At 34.9% G+C, this 15,927-nt stretch carries 15 protein-coding genes; 9 read left to right on the forward strand and 6 right to left on the reverse strand.

Going from position 1 to position 15,927, the window contains the following annotated elements:
- Positions 1–35 precede the first annotated feature (35 nt).
- The gene (locus FBT53_RS11355; protein WP_136951373.1) at positions 36–1,094 is read left to right on the forward strand and encodes a branched-chain amino acid aminotransferase; all 1,059 of its coding nucleotides are present in this window, start codon (positions 36–38) and stop codon (positions 1,092–1,094) included.
- A 28-nt stretch (positions 1,095–1,122) separates the two neighbouring features.
- Here FBT53_RS11355 and FBT53_RS11360 read toward each other — a convergent pair whose 3' ends face one another.
- Positions 1,123–1,509: a nucleoside triphosphate pyrophosphohydrolase family protein gene (locus FBT53_RS11360; RefSeq protein WP_136951309.1), complete on the reverse strand. Its 387-nt coding sequence runs from the start codon at positions 1,507–1,509 to the stop codon at positions 1,123–1,125.
- Between the two features lie 340 nt (positions 1,510–1,849).
- Here FBT53_RS11360 and FBT53_RS11370 point away from each other — a divergent pair, with 340 nt between their 5' ends.
- The 5 genes from FBT53_RS11370 to FBT53_RS11390 all read left to right on the forward strand — a co-directional run bounded on the left by FBT53_RS11370 (position 1,850) and on the right by FBT53_RS11390 (position 5,477).
- Complete coding sequence (locus tag FBT53_RS11370; RefSeq protein ID WP_136951311.1) at positions 1,850–2,029, forward strand: hypothetical protein; 180 nt, start codon at positions 1,850–1,852, stop codon at positions 2,027–2,029.
- A 19-nt stretch (positions 2,030–2,048) separates the two neighbouring features.
- The gene (gene crcB / locus FBT53_RS11375; protein WP_136951312.1) at positions 2,049–2,420 is read left to right on the forward strand and encodes a fluoride efflux transporter CrcB; all 372 of its coding nucleotides are present in this window, start codon (positions 2,049–2,051) and stop codon (positions 2,418–2,420) included.
- Between the two features lie 274 nt (positions 2,421–2,694).
- Positions 2,695–3,033 (forward strand): P-II family nitrogen regulator, encoded by a 339-nt coding sequence (locus FBT53_RS11380; protein ID WP_136951313.1) that lies wholly within the window; start codon positions 2,695–2,697, stop codon positions 3,031–3,033.
- Positions 3,034–3,062: 29 nt separating this feature from the next.
- Positions 3,063–4,343, forward strand: coding sequence for an ammonium transporter (locus FBT53_RS11385; protein ID WP_136951314.1), 1,281 nt, complete (start codon positions 3,063–3,065; stop codon positions 4,341–4,343).
- A 120-nt stretch (positions 4,344–4,463) separates the two neighbouring features.
- The gene (locus FBT53_RS11390) at positions 4,464–5,477 is read left to right on the forward strand and encodes an outer membrane beta-barrel protein (RefSeq protein WP_136951315.1); all 1,014 of its coding nucleotides are present in this window, start codon (positions 4,464–4,466) and stop codon (positions 5,475–5,477) included.
- Between the two features lie 80 nt (positions 5,478–5,557).
- Here the strand turns inward: FBT53_RS11390 and FBT53_RS11395 are convergent, their stop codons facing one another.
- The 3 genes from FBT53_RS11395 to FBT53_RS11405 are packed head-to-tail and all read right to left on the reverse strand — an operon-like array spanning position 5,558 to position 8,161.
- Positions 5,558–6,202 carry a DUF1684 domain-containing protein gene (locus tag FBT53_RS11395; RefSeq protein WP_136951316.1) on the reverse strand — a complete coding sequence of 215 codons (645 nt, stop codon included), beginning with the start codon at positions 6,200–6,202 and terminating at the stop codon, positions 5,558–5,560.
- 60 nt (positions 6,203–6,262) lie between these two features.
- A complete protein-coding gene (locus FBT53_RS11400) occupies positions 6,263–7,666 on the reverse strand; it encodes a hypothetical protein (protein ID WP_136951317.1) in 1,404 nt (467 codons plus the stop codon).
- Positions 7,667–7,708: 42 nt separating this feature from the next.
- Complete coding sequence (locus tag FBT53_RS11405) at positions 7,709–8,161, reverse strand: Lrp/AsnC family transcriptional regulator (protein ID WP_136951318.1); 453 nt, start codon at positions 8,159–8,161, stop codon at positions 7,709–7,711.
- A gap of 119 nt (positions 8,162–8,280) precedes the next feature.
- On the opposite strand from FBT53_RS11405, the gene FBT53_RS11410 reads away from it, so the two are divergent.
- Entirely contained in the window at positions 8,281–8,685 is a 405-nt protein-coding gene (locus FBT53_RS11410; protein ID WP_136951319.1) for a hypothetical protein, read from the forward strand.
- A gap of 79 nt (positions 8,686–8,764) precedes the next feature.
- Here FBT53_RS11410 and FBT53_RS11415 read toward each other — a convergent pair whose 3' ends face one another.
- A complete protein-coding gene (locus tag FBT53_RS11415) occupies positions 8,765–12,214 on the reverse strand; it encodes a methylmalonyl-CoA mutase family protein (protein WP_136951320.1) in 3,450 nt (1,149 codons plus the stop codon).
- A gap of 138 nt (positions 12,215–12,352) precedes the next feature.
- Here FBT53_RS11415 and purU point away from each other — a divergent pair, with 138 nt between their 5' ends.
- Positions 12,353–13,201 carry a formyltetrahydrofolate deformylase gene (gene purU, locus FBT53_RS11420; protein WP_136951321.1) on the forward strand — a complete coding sequence of 283 codons (849 nt, stop codon included), beginning with the start codon at positions 12,353–12,355 and terminating at the stop codon, positions 13,199–13,201.
- 209 nt (positions 13,202–13,410) lie between these two features.
- Here the strand turns inward: purU and FBT53_RS11425 are convergent, their stop codons facing one another.
- Positions 13,411–14,220 carry an alpha/beta fold hydrolase gene (locus FBT53_RS11425; protein ID WP_136951322.1) on the reverse strand — a complete coding sequence of 270 codons (810 nt, stop codon included), beginning with the start codon at positions 14,218–14,220 and terminating at the stop codon, positions 13,411–13,413.
- 187 nt (positions 14,221–14,407) lie between these two features.
- Between FBT53_RS11425 and FBT53_RS11430 the strand changes: the two genes are divergently transcribed.
- On the forward strand, positions 14,408–15,652 hold the full coding sequence (locus tag FBT53_RS11430) for an AraC family transcriptional regulator (RefSeq protein ID WP_136951323.1): 1,245 nt from the start codon (positions 14,408–14,410) through the stop codon (positions 15,650–15,652).
- The last annotated feature ends 275 nt before the right edge of the window (positions 15,653–15,927 follow it).

A 15,927-nucleotide genomic window follows, 5' to 3' on the forward strand; every position in this document is an offset into this window, starting at 1 on the left:
ATTTTAGCTTATTAAAGTTAACAGATATGGAGGTAATGGATAACAACATTGCAATAGAAAAATGCAAAACATCTAAGATTAACGATGTAGATTTTGACAACCTTTCCTTTGGAAGTGTTTACACAGACCATATGGTGGTCTGCGACTACAAAGACGGTAAATGGTTGGCTCCAAAAATTGTTCCATATGGTCCTATCTCGTTAAATCCTTCTGCAAAGATTTTTCATTATGGCCAATCTATATTTGAAGGAATGAAAGCCTACAAAGATGAGGATGGTAAAATCTGGCTGTTTAGACCTACAGATAACCATGCTCGTTTAAATAAGAGTGCGGAACGTATGGCAATACCAGAAATTCCGCAATCCTATTTTATGCAAGGTTTAGAAGCCTTATTAAAAGTAGATAGTGATTGGATACCGCAAAATCCTGGAAGCAGCTTGTACATTAGGCCTTTTATGTTTGCTTCTGGAGAAGGTTTCCACGCTTCTCCAGCAAATGAATACAAATTTATTATTGCTTGCGCTCCTTCTGGTTCTTATTTCTCTGGCAAGGTCAAGGTGTTAATAGAACAAACGTATTCTAGAGCTGCTAATGGCGGTGTAGGTTATGCTAAAGCTGGTGGCAATTACGCAGGACAGTTTTATCCAACTAAACTCGCCGCAGAAAAAGGATATCAGCAGATTATTTGGACGGATGATAACAATCATGAGTTTATAGAAGAGGCAGGAGCGATGAATATATTTATCCGCATTAACGACACTTTAATTACTGCTCCAACGAATGATAGAATCTTAGACGGTATTACCAGAAAGAGCATTCTTAAAATTGCTGAAGACGAAGGTATAACTACTGAGGTAAGAAAAGTGAGTGTTGCAGAAGTTGTTGCCGCTGCTAAAGACGGGAGTCTAAAAGAAATGTTTGGCGCAGGAACTGCAGCTGTAATCTCACCATTAGCAGGTTTTGGCTATGACGGCACCGATTACGATTTGCCCGAATTAGAACATCCGTTTGCGGCTCGTTTAAAAAAGCGAATTACCGATATACAATACAACCGTGCCGAAGACAAGTTTAATTGGCGATACGAAGTAAAATAAAAAAAAGGCACCAAATAGGTGCCTTTTTTTATCTCTTTAAAACTTCTTCCAAGTTAGGTTTAAAGTAATTTGGTCCCTTAAGCACTTTTCCATCCTCTCTATAAATAGGCTTTCCATCTACACCCAACTTACTCATATTACTACGTTGTATTTCATTAAACACTTCTTCTATTTTATACTGCATACCATGTTCCAGAATAGTGCCACATAAAATATAAAGCATATCCCCAAGCGCATCTGCCACCTCTACTACATCATTATTCATTGCAGCTTCTAAGTACTCTTTGTTTTCTTCATCCATTAAGTTAAATCGTAATAAATTTTTTGCTTCGCCTAAATTAGCTGTAGGCTCATGCTTTATACCTAAACCAAAAGATTCATGAAATAACTGAACAGCCTTTAATTTACTTTCCATACCTATCTATTTAGTGTAATTTTGTCAAAATATAATAAAACTATGTTCAGTTCTGGCCAGATTACTTTTGCTATTCTATTTATCATTGCATTTGTAAGCATCCTTATATATATGTATGCAAAAGATAAAAAGCTACACAAAAAAAATTATAAAGGCGTAAAATGGGTTCTAATTACCTTTATTGGTTTCATAATATTTTTATTTCTAGTTAAATATTTCCTCAAAAATTAACAAGAAATTTAGATACACCACAAAAATGAGGAAATACACAACATTATTAGGGATATAGTCGTTAAATATAGGAAAAGACGTACTTTTGTAATCGTAAACCCTACACCAAATGGTTACTTTTTTTAGCATTTTATTTGTACTCCTTGGCATTAATGCATTTCTTTTGATTTTTAGCGTTAACGGTGCTATGGACAACATCAAAAAACCTTTTCAGAAAATTAAGGACAGTACCGTACTTAAACTATCTACCAATGAATTTTCTGAAAACAAATACAAAAAGGCCGTATAGTTTCTATTACCTTTAGGGTATGAAACAGGTTCTTTTGGTATTTTTAGGAGGCGGCATCGGAAGCTCGCTCAGATATATAGTCTCCAAAAACCTTAATCCGCTTTTTCAAAATTTCTTTTTAGGCACATTTGCAGCCAATATTATTGGATGCTTATTAATTGGTCTACTTTTAGGCTTTGCTTCAAAAGGCAAATTACTATCAGAAAATCACACCTTATTATTAGCAACAGGGTTTTGTGGTGGTTTTACCACCTTTTCTACATTTGCATTTGAAAAGTATGGCCTCTTAAAAAGCGGCGAACTTCTTTATTTCACCTTATATCTAGCCATGAGTATTATTATTGGCATAGGGGCTGTTGCATTAGGACTGTACCTTAGCAGACAATTGTAATAGCCAAATATTACATTCTACACATCATTTTACTTACATTGTTACATTATTCTCAACATAATAAAGGACTTGTTATATTATTTTAGCTAATATCCACATAAAGGAGCACTCAATATTATCCTGATTTTAATAAAATGTTATCAATTTTAATAAACCCCTAAAATTTTAGGGGGTATAAATTATAATATGATAAAAATTACCAATAAGACCCATTTTAATTACCCGTTAGGTTTCCTTTAACATATATTTGACCCGTTAACTAACAAAATCAATTATGAAAAAAGTCGAGGCAATTATTCGAAAATCAAAATTTGATGAGGTGAAAAAAGCACTTCATGAAATTGAGGTAAACTTTTTCAGTTACTGGGACGTAACGGGAGTTGGTAATGAAAAACAAGGTCACGTATACCGCGGTATCACGTATAGTACTACGGATATCCAAAGAAGGTATTTAGTGATTGTGGTTTCTGATGATTTCTTAGAAAGAACCATTCAAACTTTAATCAAGACCGCCAGCACTGGTAACGTAGGTGATGGTAAAATCTTTGTTTCTGAGATATCCGAAGCTTATAGGATAAGAACAGGAGAAAGCGGTCACGCAGGAATCAACTAAACCAATACTAACTAACAAACAATTTAATTATGTCTCAATTAGAACAAGAAACACTAGACAAGGCAATAGAAGCCATTAATGGTGATATGGGCGCCTTGTGGATTACTATAGCGGCAATCTTGGTATTCTTTATGCAAGCTGGATTTACGCTAGTTGAAGTTGGTTTTACCAGAAGTAAAAACTCTGGTAACATCATTATGAAAAACCTAATGGACCTTGCAGTAGGCTCCATCATGTTCTGGGCTGTAGGTTATGGCATTATGTACGGCAGTGACACCGTTTTAGGTGGATTTTTCCGTACAAGCCCTTCTGATCAGGGTTACTTTTTCTTTAGCGCTGACGATTGGTACAACCTATTTTTCCAGACCGTTTTCTGTGCAACAGCTGCCACCATTGTATCTGGTGCCGTAGCCGGTAGAACAAAATTCTCTACCTACTTAATTTTATCTGCAGTATTAACTACAATCATCTACCCAATTTCTGGTAGCTGGTACTGGCCATTTGATGACGACGCTTGGTTAAATGTTGCTGGTTTTGTTGATTTTGCTGGTTCTTCTGTTGTACACGCCGTTGGTGGTGGTGCCGCATTAGTAGCTGCTATTATGGTAGGACCAAGAATTGGAAAATACGTAGATGGTAAACCACAAGTTATTCCAGGACATAATATGATGTTTGGAGCACTAGGTGTACTTATCCTATGGTTAGGATGGTTTGGATTTAACGGTGGTTCCCAATTAGCTTGGGGCGGTAGTGATACGGTTGCAGCTGGTAGTGTAATCATTAATACCAATATTGCAGCAGCAGCAGGTGCAATTGCAGCCTTATTTTTTACATGGATGCGTTACAAAAAAGCAGACCTTTCCATGACCTTAAATGGTGCATTAGCAGGCTTAGTAGGTATCACTGCTGGTTGTGGCGCTGTTAACGCTTTTGGCTCATTAATTATAGGTTTAATTTGTGGCGTAGTAGTAGTTCTTTCAATAGAAACTTTAGATAAGAAATTTAAGATTGATGACCCTGTAGGTGCTATATCCGTACACGGTGTTTGTGGTTTCTTAGGTACTGTTTTAGTAGGTGTTTTTGCCTTAGATGGTGGATTAATCTACGACGGAGGATTTAAATTACTTTGGGTACAAACCTACGGCTCCCTTGCTTACATTTTATGGGCAGCATTAACCACATTTATTTTACTTATTATCCTTAAAAAGACCATAGGATTAAGAGTTTCTGAAAAAGAAGAAATTGAAGGTCTAGACATCCATGAGCACGGAATGGAGTCTTACCCAGAACATATTTCCAACCAAGACTAATACCAAAGAGAAACGGAGCGTTTGGCAGAACGCTCCGTTGATTAAACCAATTTTCAAAAGTAACATTCGATTAAAAACTTAAAAATGACTCAAAAAGAGTCACACAAAAACATCACATTTATGAAAACGATTATTTCTACAAAATACATAAAAAATACAGTATTAGCAGCTGCTGCTTTATTTGCAGTTAGTGCAACAGCACAGGAAGAAGAAGAATCTAGCCCATTAAGCCTAAGCGGTAGTGTAGATACTTATTATAGAACTGCACTTACTACTTCTGATGCAGACGGAACTGTTGACCCTGGCACATCTTTTGCCAACGAAACTGGTTTTGCTTTGGGTATGGCAAACCTAATTGCTTCTTATGAAAAAGGTAGCGTTGGTGCAGTTGCAGATGTAGTATTTGGTCCTAGAGGCGATGATGCTACAGGAGGTTACAACCTAAACCAATTATATGCCTATTGGAATGTAAGTGAAGGAACAACTTTGACCATGGGTAGATTCAATACCTTTTTGGGTTATGAAGTAATTGCTCCTGCAGCTAACTTTAACTACAGTACATCTTACCTATTCTCTAATGGACCTTTTTCTCACGTAGGTTTAAAGGCGGATTTTGGATTATCTGATGATATGAGCTTAATGCTTGCTGTAATGAATGTAACCGATGTAAACAACAACCTTACTGGAGCATACTCTTTAGGAGCGCAATTAGGTTTCTATGACCAATTCATCAACTTATATTATGATGGCGGTGAAGCATTAGGTTTTGAGATTGATTATACTGGTGGTTTTGATTTATCTGATGATTTCTTCTTAGGAATCAATGCTGCGTTAGCAACAAATGATGGTTCTGGTTTCTACGGTGCTGCATTGTATCCACAATACTCTACTTCTGAAAACTTTGCATTAGGTTTAAGAGGAGAATACTTTGCATTTACTCAAGACGAGGGTGACGATGCTCCTGTATTAGCTTTAACTTTAACTGGAAGCTACAGTGTTGATAATTTAATCATTAAGCCAGAAATTAGATTGGACAGCTGGGGTAACGACATTGAGCCTTACACAGACAACGACTTAGCTGCCACAAATAGCTTAGCTACATTTGCTATTGCCGCAATCTACTCTTTTGATTAATGATTAGTTGTGTTTAGTTAACTAACCAACTCACAATAACGTTCAGTGAAATGATGCTAAAAGTCCGGTTAACCGGGCTTTTAGTGTTTTATAAAATCTTTTACTCCTGCCAGAACCTTGGTTTTCATATAATTTTGCCTTGGCACCAAGGGGCAGGAGTATTTTTTATTGTAAACACAATAGGGGTTGTACGCTCTGTTAAAATCAATTACAATAGAATCCCCTTCTGGCTCTTTTAAATCTATATAACGACCGCCAGCATACGTTTCTTCTCCATTGGTATTATCTAAAAAAGGTAAAAACAAATAATCCTCATACCCTTCTTCATCTAACAATTCTAAACTCTGGTATATCTCTAACTGATGCTCAATACCATTTAAAACAAAATGTGCAATAGCATATAACTTTTCATGAGATTTACGACTAGTTGTAGTTGGCAATAAGAAAGGTTCTGCATCTGGAGTGCGTTGTAATTTAGCAGTCACGATGTAATTGGTATCTGGCATAAAAAAATCTAAACCCTCAAAATCTTTTCTAAACCTATCCGGCAAAGGAGAACTTTCTGGGTCTTTAAACTCAGAATTGAGTTTATTTTGAAAATATAGAATTTTTCTAACAGCATCACTATTAATTGAAGCTTGCTCCTCATCAGTTTGTTTGTGATATTTTTTTTGTTGCCCACAAGCTATAATAAAGAAAAGAGTGGATAGTAAAACGTACTTCATTACACAAAAATACAATCTATAGCTTTGCCATCTAAAACCTTAACTTTTAAAGGCACAGAATTAATACCTACTTTCTCCCAGGTATTTTTCTAGTAAGGCATTAAATTCTGGCATAATTTTTAACAGTGCAGTATGTTCCACATTATAAATTGCTTGTTTGTCTTTGTACCCTATTTTCAACAATTCTTCTAAATAATAAATAGCGGTACCATAATCTTCGTTCTTAGCGCTTATAGATACTACATTTAGATAATTTTGTGCATTCTCCGGCTCAATAATCGTTTTAATCATATAGGTAATGACCAAGGCTTCTTCATCAGGAGAATCAGATAATGTTAGCACATCTATTTGGTAATCTGCCAAAGCATTTACATACCCTTTTAATCTTAGCGCCATTTGCCGCTCTAATTTATCTTGCCCTTGTATTTGCTTATCTAACTCGTTCATTTTAAACAACCACCACCCTAGATTATTATAATTATAAGTTAGAACGTCTTCTTCTAAATAGTAAGCAAAATCCTCTCTTTTTAAATTCTCATTAAAACGTAATGATTCAAATTGACGTTTTTGAGACCTGTAGGTACTTATCTTTCTTAAATCGCGTTGCAAACGTTTTAGCGAATCTACATTCATAAAAGGTCTATATAGCGACTGCATTTCTTGTAGAATCCTATCTGCCATTAAATAATTCTGTTGAGACATTTCTGACCTAAAAGCCATCTCATCTTTTTTGTAATAAGCAATAGCCTTTGCGGTATCTCTTGCTTTATAACCTTTAGCCATAGCCAACAACTCAAAATAAGATAGCGCACGTGCTACATCATCCATTTTTAATTCGCCATCTGCTCCATCGTAAAAAATAAAATTATTCGGTATTCTGTAGCCATTTAGTAATTTTTCCTCCTCTACTATAGTTGCATAATTATAATTCTCTCTAGAAGTAAGCCCAACGTAATGATAATTATTCTTACTACTTAATACTTCTACATTTGCCAATGATGTGTGTATCCCTAAAACTCCTTTAAAATCTTTAATCAAAACTGGCACTAGAGATGCAAAACGACCACCCTCTCCAAAACCAGCAACATATATGGCAGAACGATTAATAGGTAAAGTATTAACAACAGTCTCTAAGGCATTTTTAACCTCTAAAATATTATCCGCAATAGCCGCTTTTGAACTTAAGCTATTGGGCGCAACCAAAATATAACCTTTACTTTCTGCTATTGGAGCCAGTTGCCTTAACTGCTGACTTGCATTCTTTTTTAAATCGGTCACCATTAACAAAGGCCATGTAGTTTTTGCCTCAAAATCGTTAGGCAGATATAAGGAAAAATCTTCTGCAATAGAATCATTTACCACAATGGAATCCATCACTTTACCTTTAACAAGTTTTATGTCTTGAGCCATTATCATCTGTGAGATGACAACTGCAATAACCAAAGCCGCGTATTTTTTCACCATATTTTTACAACCACAAAAACCTAGCCAGAACATAGACTTAGTTTATTTTTTTATTCTTGTTAGTAATTGATTGGATACTACATTAGACAACACAATGTGCGTACGCGCCTCCCCGTACACAATTAACTTATCTATAAAAGTTTCTAAATGTTTTTGGTCCCGTATTACTACTTCCATAATAATATTTTCGTTCCCTGTTATGCGATAACAATTACGCACCTCTTCAAAACTTTTGACATGTTCTAAAAAGGGTTTTAGCTTACCCACAAAGGCTCTTAAGGTTACCATTGCTGTAAGTTGATATCCTAACTGACTGTAAGAGATATTAACGTTATAACCTTCTATGATACCAAGGTCTTCCATTTTCTTTATCCGCTCTGCCACGGCTGGTGACGTTAAGCCTACTTTACGACCGATATCTGCATAACTTGCCCGTGCATTTTCTTGTAAACAAAGCAAGATTTCAACACTTAGCTTATCTAATTTATTTTTCAAACCTAATTCTGCTTAATAAGTTATTTTCTAAAGCCTTTTTAAATAATTGCTTTAAAAACTAAAGATAATCATTTTAAAAATGGAATTATCTTTAGACTACCAATTTAGTAGGGTAATTAATGGAACAGAATAGTTACAATTCTTTAGCTGTATATAAAAAATCGATTGCATTGCGTGATTTGAGTAGTGCAATTGCACTATACTTTTCTAAAGATAATGATGCCTTTACCCTAACTAAAACTGCCGGTCTAAGACATGTTATTGCGAATAGTTTGGTTACAGATGCATCATTAATTTCTACCTCCATACAGAAAGCTTACGAAACTAGTTGCTTCACTTCTAGAATCAATACTATGAAACACATCAGTATTATGACTAGAAATATTTTATCTTATTGTAACGGTTTAGAACAAGACGGAATTAAAGAAAAAGAATATATATATCTTTTGAGAAGAGAAATTAAATTATTTAGACGTACTTTTAAGCAATGGAGAAAATCTTTAGTAAATAGTAAAAATGACTAACCTAGGTGTTTATTAAATACTAAAAAGGCTTCAAAAAATTTTGAAGCCTTTTTTATTTTTGAAGCTCAATACTTAAACTTTACATGTTTCTACGATACTGCCCTCCTACTTGAAACAACGCTTTAGTAATTTGACCTAAAGAACAATATTTAGTCACTTCCATAAGCGCCTCAAAGGTATTGTTATTATCTATAGCTGTTTGCTGTAATTGCTGCAGCAAAGCTTCCGCCTTTTCTTCGTAAGCAATATGCAAATTATTCAGGGTGGATATTTGAGCTTCTTTTTCATCCTTTGTAGCTCTAATTACTTCTTGTGGCAATACTGTTGGACTACCCTTAGAACTTAAGAATGTATTCACACCAATAATAGGATACTTGCCAGAGTGTTTCAGGTTCTCATAATGCAAGCTTTCTTCTTGTATTTTAGAACGTTGATACATGGTTTCCATAGCACCTAAAACACCGCCTCTCTCTGTAATTCTATCAAACTCTAACAACACAGCTTCTTCTACTAAATCTGTTAGCTCTTCTATAATAAAAGAGCCTTGTAACGGGTTCTCGTTCTTAGCTAAACCTAATTCTTTATTTATGATAAGCTGTATGGCCATAGCTCTGCGTACAGATTCTTCTGTTGGTGTAGTAATAGCTTCATCATAAGCATTGGTGTGCAGCGAGTTACAATTATCATAAATAGCATATAAGGCCTGTAACGTGGTGCGGATATCGTTAAAGTCTATTTCTTGAGCATGTAAACTCCTACCAGAGGTTTGTATGTGGTACTTTAACATTTGTGCTCGTGGACCAGCCCCGTACTTTTCCTTCATGGCTTTTGCCCAAATACGCCTGGCAACCCTACCAATAACAGCATACTCTGGGTCTATTCCGTTAGAGAAGAAAAAAGATAAATTAGGACCAAATTTATCTATATCCATCCCTCTGCTTAGGTAATATTCTACATAAGTGAATCCATTAGACAAGGTAAAGGCCAATTGTGAAATTGGGTTTGCACCTGCCTCCGCAATATGATACCCAGAAATAGAAACCGAATAGAAATTACGAACTCCATTTTCTATAAAATACTCTTGCACATCCCCCATTAAACGAATTGCAAATTCAGTAGAAAAAATACACGTGTTTTGTGCTTGGTCTTCTTTTAAAATATCTGCCTGAACGGTTCCCCTAACCTGTTTTAATGTTGATGCTTTTATTGTATTATAAACGTCTGCTGGCAACACTTGATTCCCCGTAACCCCAAGTAACATTAGTCCTAAACCATTGTTCCCTTTTGGTAAATCGCCATTATAAGTTGGCACAGCCATACCCTTTTCCTTATAGATGGCAGCGATTTTTGACTTTACTTCTTCTTCCAAGCCCTGCTCCTTAATATATTTCTCACAATTTTGGTCTATAGCAGCATTTAGAAAATACCCTAACAACATAGGCGCAGGCCCATTAATCGTCATACTCACAGAAGTCATGGGGTCACTTAAATCAAACCCAGAATATAATTTCTTAGCATCATCTAAGCAACAGATAGAAACCCCTGCATTACCAATTTTACCATAAATATCTGGCCTGTAATCTGGGTCATTTCCATAAAGCGTTACCGAATCAAATGCCGTAGACAAACGTTTAGCCGGCATATCTAGACTAACGTAATGAAACCTTCTATTGGTGCGCTCTGGACCACCTTCCCCTGCAAACATACGGGTTGGATCTTCTCCTTGTCTTTTAAAAGGATATATACCAGCTGTGTACGGAAACTCTCCAGGAACATTCTCTTTATACATCCATAAAAGAATATCTCCCCAAGCTTTATACTTTGGCAAGGCAACTTTTGGAATTTGGTTATGAGATAATGAGGTAGTGTGTGTTTCTATTTTAATTTCCTTGTCTCTAACTTTAAAACTAAAAATTGGGTCTTTATAACGTTTCAACTGGTTTCCCCACTGCATTAAACGTTCCCAATTTCTTGGCAGCAAATCCATCTTTACGCGATCAAACTCAGCCAGTAAAAGTTGTAAAAGCTCTTTATTTTCTTCTTGAACTATAGCCGAAAGTTTATTTACAGCCAATCCGTTAGGTTCTAGAAATTCTGTCTCTTCCAACTCTTTTTGCCCTCCTACAACAGAAAGTAGCGTCTTGTAAATACCGTATAGTTTTTGAGCTATATGTGCTTGCTTTTCAGCTTCTGTTTCGTAGCCCCTATTGCTTTCTGCAATTTCTGATAAGTACCTACTACGAGCTGGCGGAATAATAAATTTCTTTTCGCTTAAACCCACTTCCAACTTAGTTTTAGAAATTAAACCAGCTTTTGCCTTTGAGTTCAAAACCTCCATGATAGAAGTATACAAACGGTTCATTCCTGGGTCGTTAAATTGAGAAGCGATTGTTCCATAAACTGGTAAATCTTTTTGGTCTATATCCCAAAGATTGTGATTACGCATGTACTGCTTACGAACATCTCTCAATGCATCTTGAGCACCCCGTTTATCAAACTTATTTATTGCCACTAAATCTGCAAAATCTAGCATATCTATTTTCTCCAGTTGTGTAGCCGCACCAAATTCTGGGGTCATTACATATAAAGCGACATCACTATACTCTAAGATTTCGGTATCAGACTGGCCAATACCAGAGGTTTCTAAAATAATTAAATCATACGCCGCAGCTTTGAGCACCTGTATTGCCTCTTCTACATGTTTAGACAGTGCCAAGTTTGATTGTCTAGTTGCCAAAGAACGCATGTATACACGCTCATTATTTATGGCATTCATTCGAATTCTATCTCCCAAAAGCGCACCACCTGTTTTCTTTTTAGATGGGTCTACAGAAATTACTGCAATTTGTTTGTCTTCAAAATCAGTCAAAAACCTCCGTATCAATTCGTCTACTAAGCTAGATTTACCCGCACCTCCTGTTCCCGTTATTCCAAGAACAGGAATAGCTCTATTAGGTTTAACCGTAAACAACGATTTAAATTCATCATATCTATTTTCTGCGATTGACACAAGACGTGCTATAGTATTGACATCTTTTTTAATTAAGGCATCCCCTAATGAATTTCCTTGTGGCAATTTTAAAGCAGGTGTAGCAAAATCACTTTTTTGCACCAAATCATTAATCATACCTTGCAATCCCATTTCTCTACCATCATCTGGAGAATAAATACGCGTAATGCCATAATCCATCAGCTCCTTAATTTCTTCTGGCAAAATCACTCCACCGCCACCACCAAAAATTTTGATATGCCCAGCCCCTTTTTCCTGCAGCAAATCAAACATATATTTAAAGTATTCATTGTGACCACCTTGATAAGAAGTCATAGCAATTGCGTTGGCATCTTCTTGTATGGCACAATTAACCACTTCTTCCACGCTCCTATCATGCCCTAAATGAATAACCTCTACCCCAGTAGCTTGGATAATTCTACGCATAATATTAATGGCCGCATCATGACCATCAAATAACGATGCTGCTGTAACAATTCTAATTTTATTGTTGGGAGTATATGCCTTAACTTGTTCCATGTTAAAAAGATGAATTAAATCGTATGCAATTTAAGATAAATGCAACAATTATTTAATATTAATTATAATTTAATAATTAAGCATGCAAATTGAAGGGTTAAATTCTCAATTATATAATTTTAATCGATTTAGCATTACATGAATCTAACCGTTTTAATACATTGTCCTGACCAAAAAGGCATCATCAGTACTGTTACCAATTTTTTACATCAAAAAGGTGGTAACGTAGTGTATCTAGATCAACACGTAGACAAACCTGCGGGTGTATTTTTTATGCGATTAGAAGCTGATTTTGAAAATGGATACACCAAAGCACTTTTTAAGCAAGAATTTGAAAGTCAAATAGCGGCAAATTACCAAATGAAGTGGCAAGCTTTTTTACGAAAAGAAAAACCACGTATGGCCATATTTGTTTCTAAATACAATCATTGCCTGTACGATTTATTAAGTAGATATCATTCTGGTGAGTTGGAAGCTGATATACCTTTTATATTAAGTAACCATACCGACTTAAAATATATTGCAGACCAATTTAGCATTCCTTTTTATCATGTACCAATATCTAAAGCTAATAGAAAAGACGCAGAGCAAGAGCATTTAAGATTACTGGAAGAATATAAGGTTGACTTTGTAGTTCTAGCTAGATATATGCAGATAGTGAGTTCTACGGTAATAGATGTATACCCCAATAAAATAATTAACATACATCATTCTTTTTTACCTGCATTTGCCGGAGCAAAACCTTACCATGCAGCTTTTGAACGTGGCGTAAAAATTATTGGAGCAACAAGCCATTATGTTACAGAAGAATTAGATGCAGGCCCAATCATTGAACAGGATGTCGCTCCAGTAAGCCACACCCATTCCATAAAAGATTTTATAGCTAAGGGAAGAGATTTAGAAAAAATAGTTTTATCTAGAGCCGTTAAACTACATGTGCAGCACAAAACTGTAGTGTACAATAATAAGACTGTAATATTTACTTAAAAGGATGCTAACAATCTAAGTATCAGAGCTTCAATTTAACCTTAATTTAATATAACAATGAATACTAAAGGTTTTTTTATTGCGTTAAATTTATACTAGAGGCAAAGCAACAATAACCTATTGCTAAAGTTTAGATAACCTAAACCTAGTTAAGAAAATTGAATTTTGCCTCGAGTTATTTGAGTTAGCATTTTTTTGAGTTAGTTAGTCTAAAACCGGTGTATTGCGCCGGTTTTTTTATTGTCTAATCTTAAGTATGCAATTACTTTTTCATTAAACAGATGCGGTTGTTCCACATTAACTACATGACCACAATGTGGAACTACGTATAATTGACTAAAAGTATGCTGTTCTGCCACTTTTTCTATGGTAGGTAAGAACAGGTAGTCCTCACTCCCCATTACATACAATGTTGGTATTTTTAAATCTACCATTCTAAAAAGTTTTAAAAGTGGATTTATTTCTGAGGTAAGTTTAAACCATCTTATAAACTCTTTCTGATATAATTTTTTAGCTTCTCTAACAAATAAGGACCTAGATTCCTTGTGATTTTTGTTGGGCATAATCACAAATGCAAAAAACTTATATAACCATATGTAAGGCACAACAGATTTAAGAATAACCCCTAAACGCATGAGCACTCTGCTTCTAAAATTCATTTTCATTATAGCCCCACCCATAACCATACTTTTTACTAAGGTCGGGTGTTTTTCGGCTAAATTTCTTATCAATATGGTTCCGAGAGAAATACCTACAAAATGCGATTTCTTAATTTCTAAGTAATCAACAACCTCTTTAATATCCTGGGTTATAGCATCAAAAGTGTATTTGGATTTCAAGGCTTCTTTTAAGTGAAATTTAGATTTTCCATGACCTCTTAAATCCAAAAGCAGAATGTTGAAATGCTCTTTAAAAGCTTTAACCTGTTTATACCAAATAGTAGAACTACCTCCTGCGCCATGAACAAAAGTTACCCATTCTTTACTTGTGGCATGCTCAATGATAGAATAATGAAGCAATATTTTTTGTTTTAAAGATAATCAACTCTATGCTTATTAAACCAAAATTCTTTTAAAGCAAGTAAATTTAGATAAACATTTACAAGCTACTAAGTTGATAATCTGATGATTTAAGTCAAATTATGTTGCATTTTTAACAAAAATATAAGAGCGTAGCTTATACACTTAATTTTCCTAAAATATACATTTGTCTTTAGACAATCTTGACCAATACATGATTTTACCTTATACAATTAAAGCGCCTATGGCGCTAATTCGTTGTTTTTTCCGTGTTTTACATTTTCCGTTATCGGCTACAAACCCATTAGCACCTCCTACTCAGGAAATAAATGATTTAGCCATTAACGTGCTTACTATATTTTTTATCGTTTGTAGCCTAGGCGGTTTGGCAACAGCAGCCTGGATACTTGCTAAAACTAATGGTTTTAAAAGAAAAATAGCGTTGTACTTAGGCTTATTACTACTCTCTACATCCACCATTTTACTAGAACTCAACTTTATATCTTTTTCAAAGATAGCTTACGTACCAAAAATTCCTTTTTTTAGGGTCAATATTTTTCTTTTTATCCCCTTTTTCTTTTTGTATCTGCATACCAGATTTTTTAAGATTGATAGGGAAAAAGGGAAAAAACCTCTAATCCATTTAATACCATTTGCCATTGCATTAATGAGTTATATGTCTATTCAGTTTTTTGAACCACCATACGCAGCTGTGCAAAAAAATGCTCTTAGCTTAATGAATAATATATGGATAAGATGTTTTTATGTTGGCTTTTACCTTGTTTGGATTCTTTATGACTTTGTAAAACTCCGAATGACTATCATTAGAAAAGATATAAAGTTATTGCTCGCGTTAATTACGAGCTTATTTATCATTTGGCTTTTTATTAGTGTAAAGGCAGAAGTGAATCAGAATCTTACACATGCCATAATGGTTAATCTTTTGGCGTCACTTTTCTTCTGCTGTTTTATTTTACTATTAGCTGGGCAACTATTTATTAATAGCCCATTAGCCATACAAGCTACACAAACACCCGTTAAAAAAGATAAGTACAAGAATTCTGCACTTACTCCAGATATGTCTAATATTCTCAAGGAGCAATTATTGGCAAAAATGGAATCCGAGCAGCCTTTTTTAGATTCGGCCATAAGCCTAACCAATTTAGCTAAAACTCTTAATACAGACCGATATAGCCTATCACAAGTAATCAATGAAAACTTTTCCAAGAACTTTTACGAATTTATCAACGATTATCGTATTGCATTTGCCCAAAATATTTTAGAAAAGGAAAAAGACAAGGAGATTGTTGTAAGTGATTTAATTTTCCAAGTTGGATTTAACAATAAAGTATCCTTTTACAAGGCATTTAAAAAGCGAACTGGCAAAACACCACTAGAATATCATAAGCAATTAAAACACAAAACGAAGTAAATTAACATTTAAGCAAATTTTACCTTAATTTTTTATTAATTCCTTAATTACTTACACTACCAACTGTACTACAACACTTTACAGAAAGGTGTAAACGTTAACTTACATCGGAAACCATTTACTTAGGTCGGAAAAAACCATATTCTAACAGCAACTCATTTCTTTTGCTGCAACAGACATTCAGAAATACTTAAAAGGACTGTGCCTATCAAAAAACATTATTGGTTTTGATTTTCATTTTTTTTGAATTAGCTATCACAATTAAATGAAAGGCA

Source organism: Flavobacterium sp. ASW18X, assembly GCF_005144745.1.
In the GTDB taxonomy this organism is placed as follows: domain Bacteria; phylum Bacteroidota; class Bacteroidia; order Flavobacteriales; family Flavobacteriaceae; genus Croceivirga.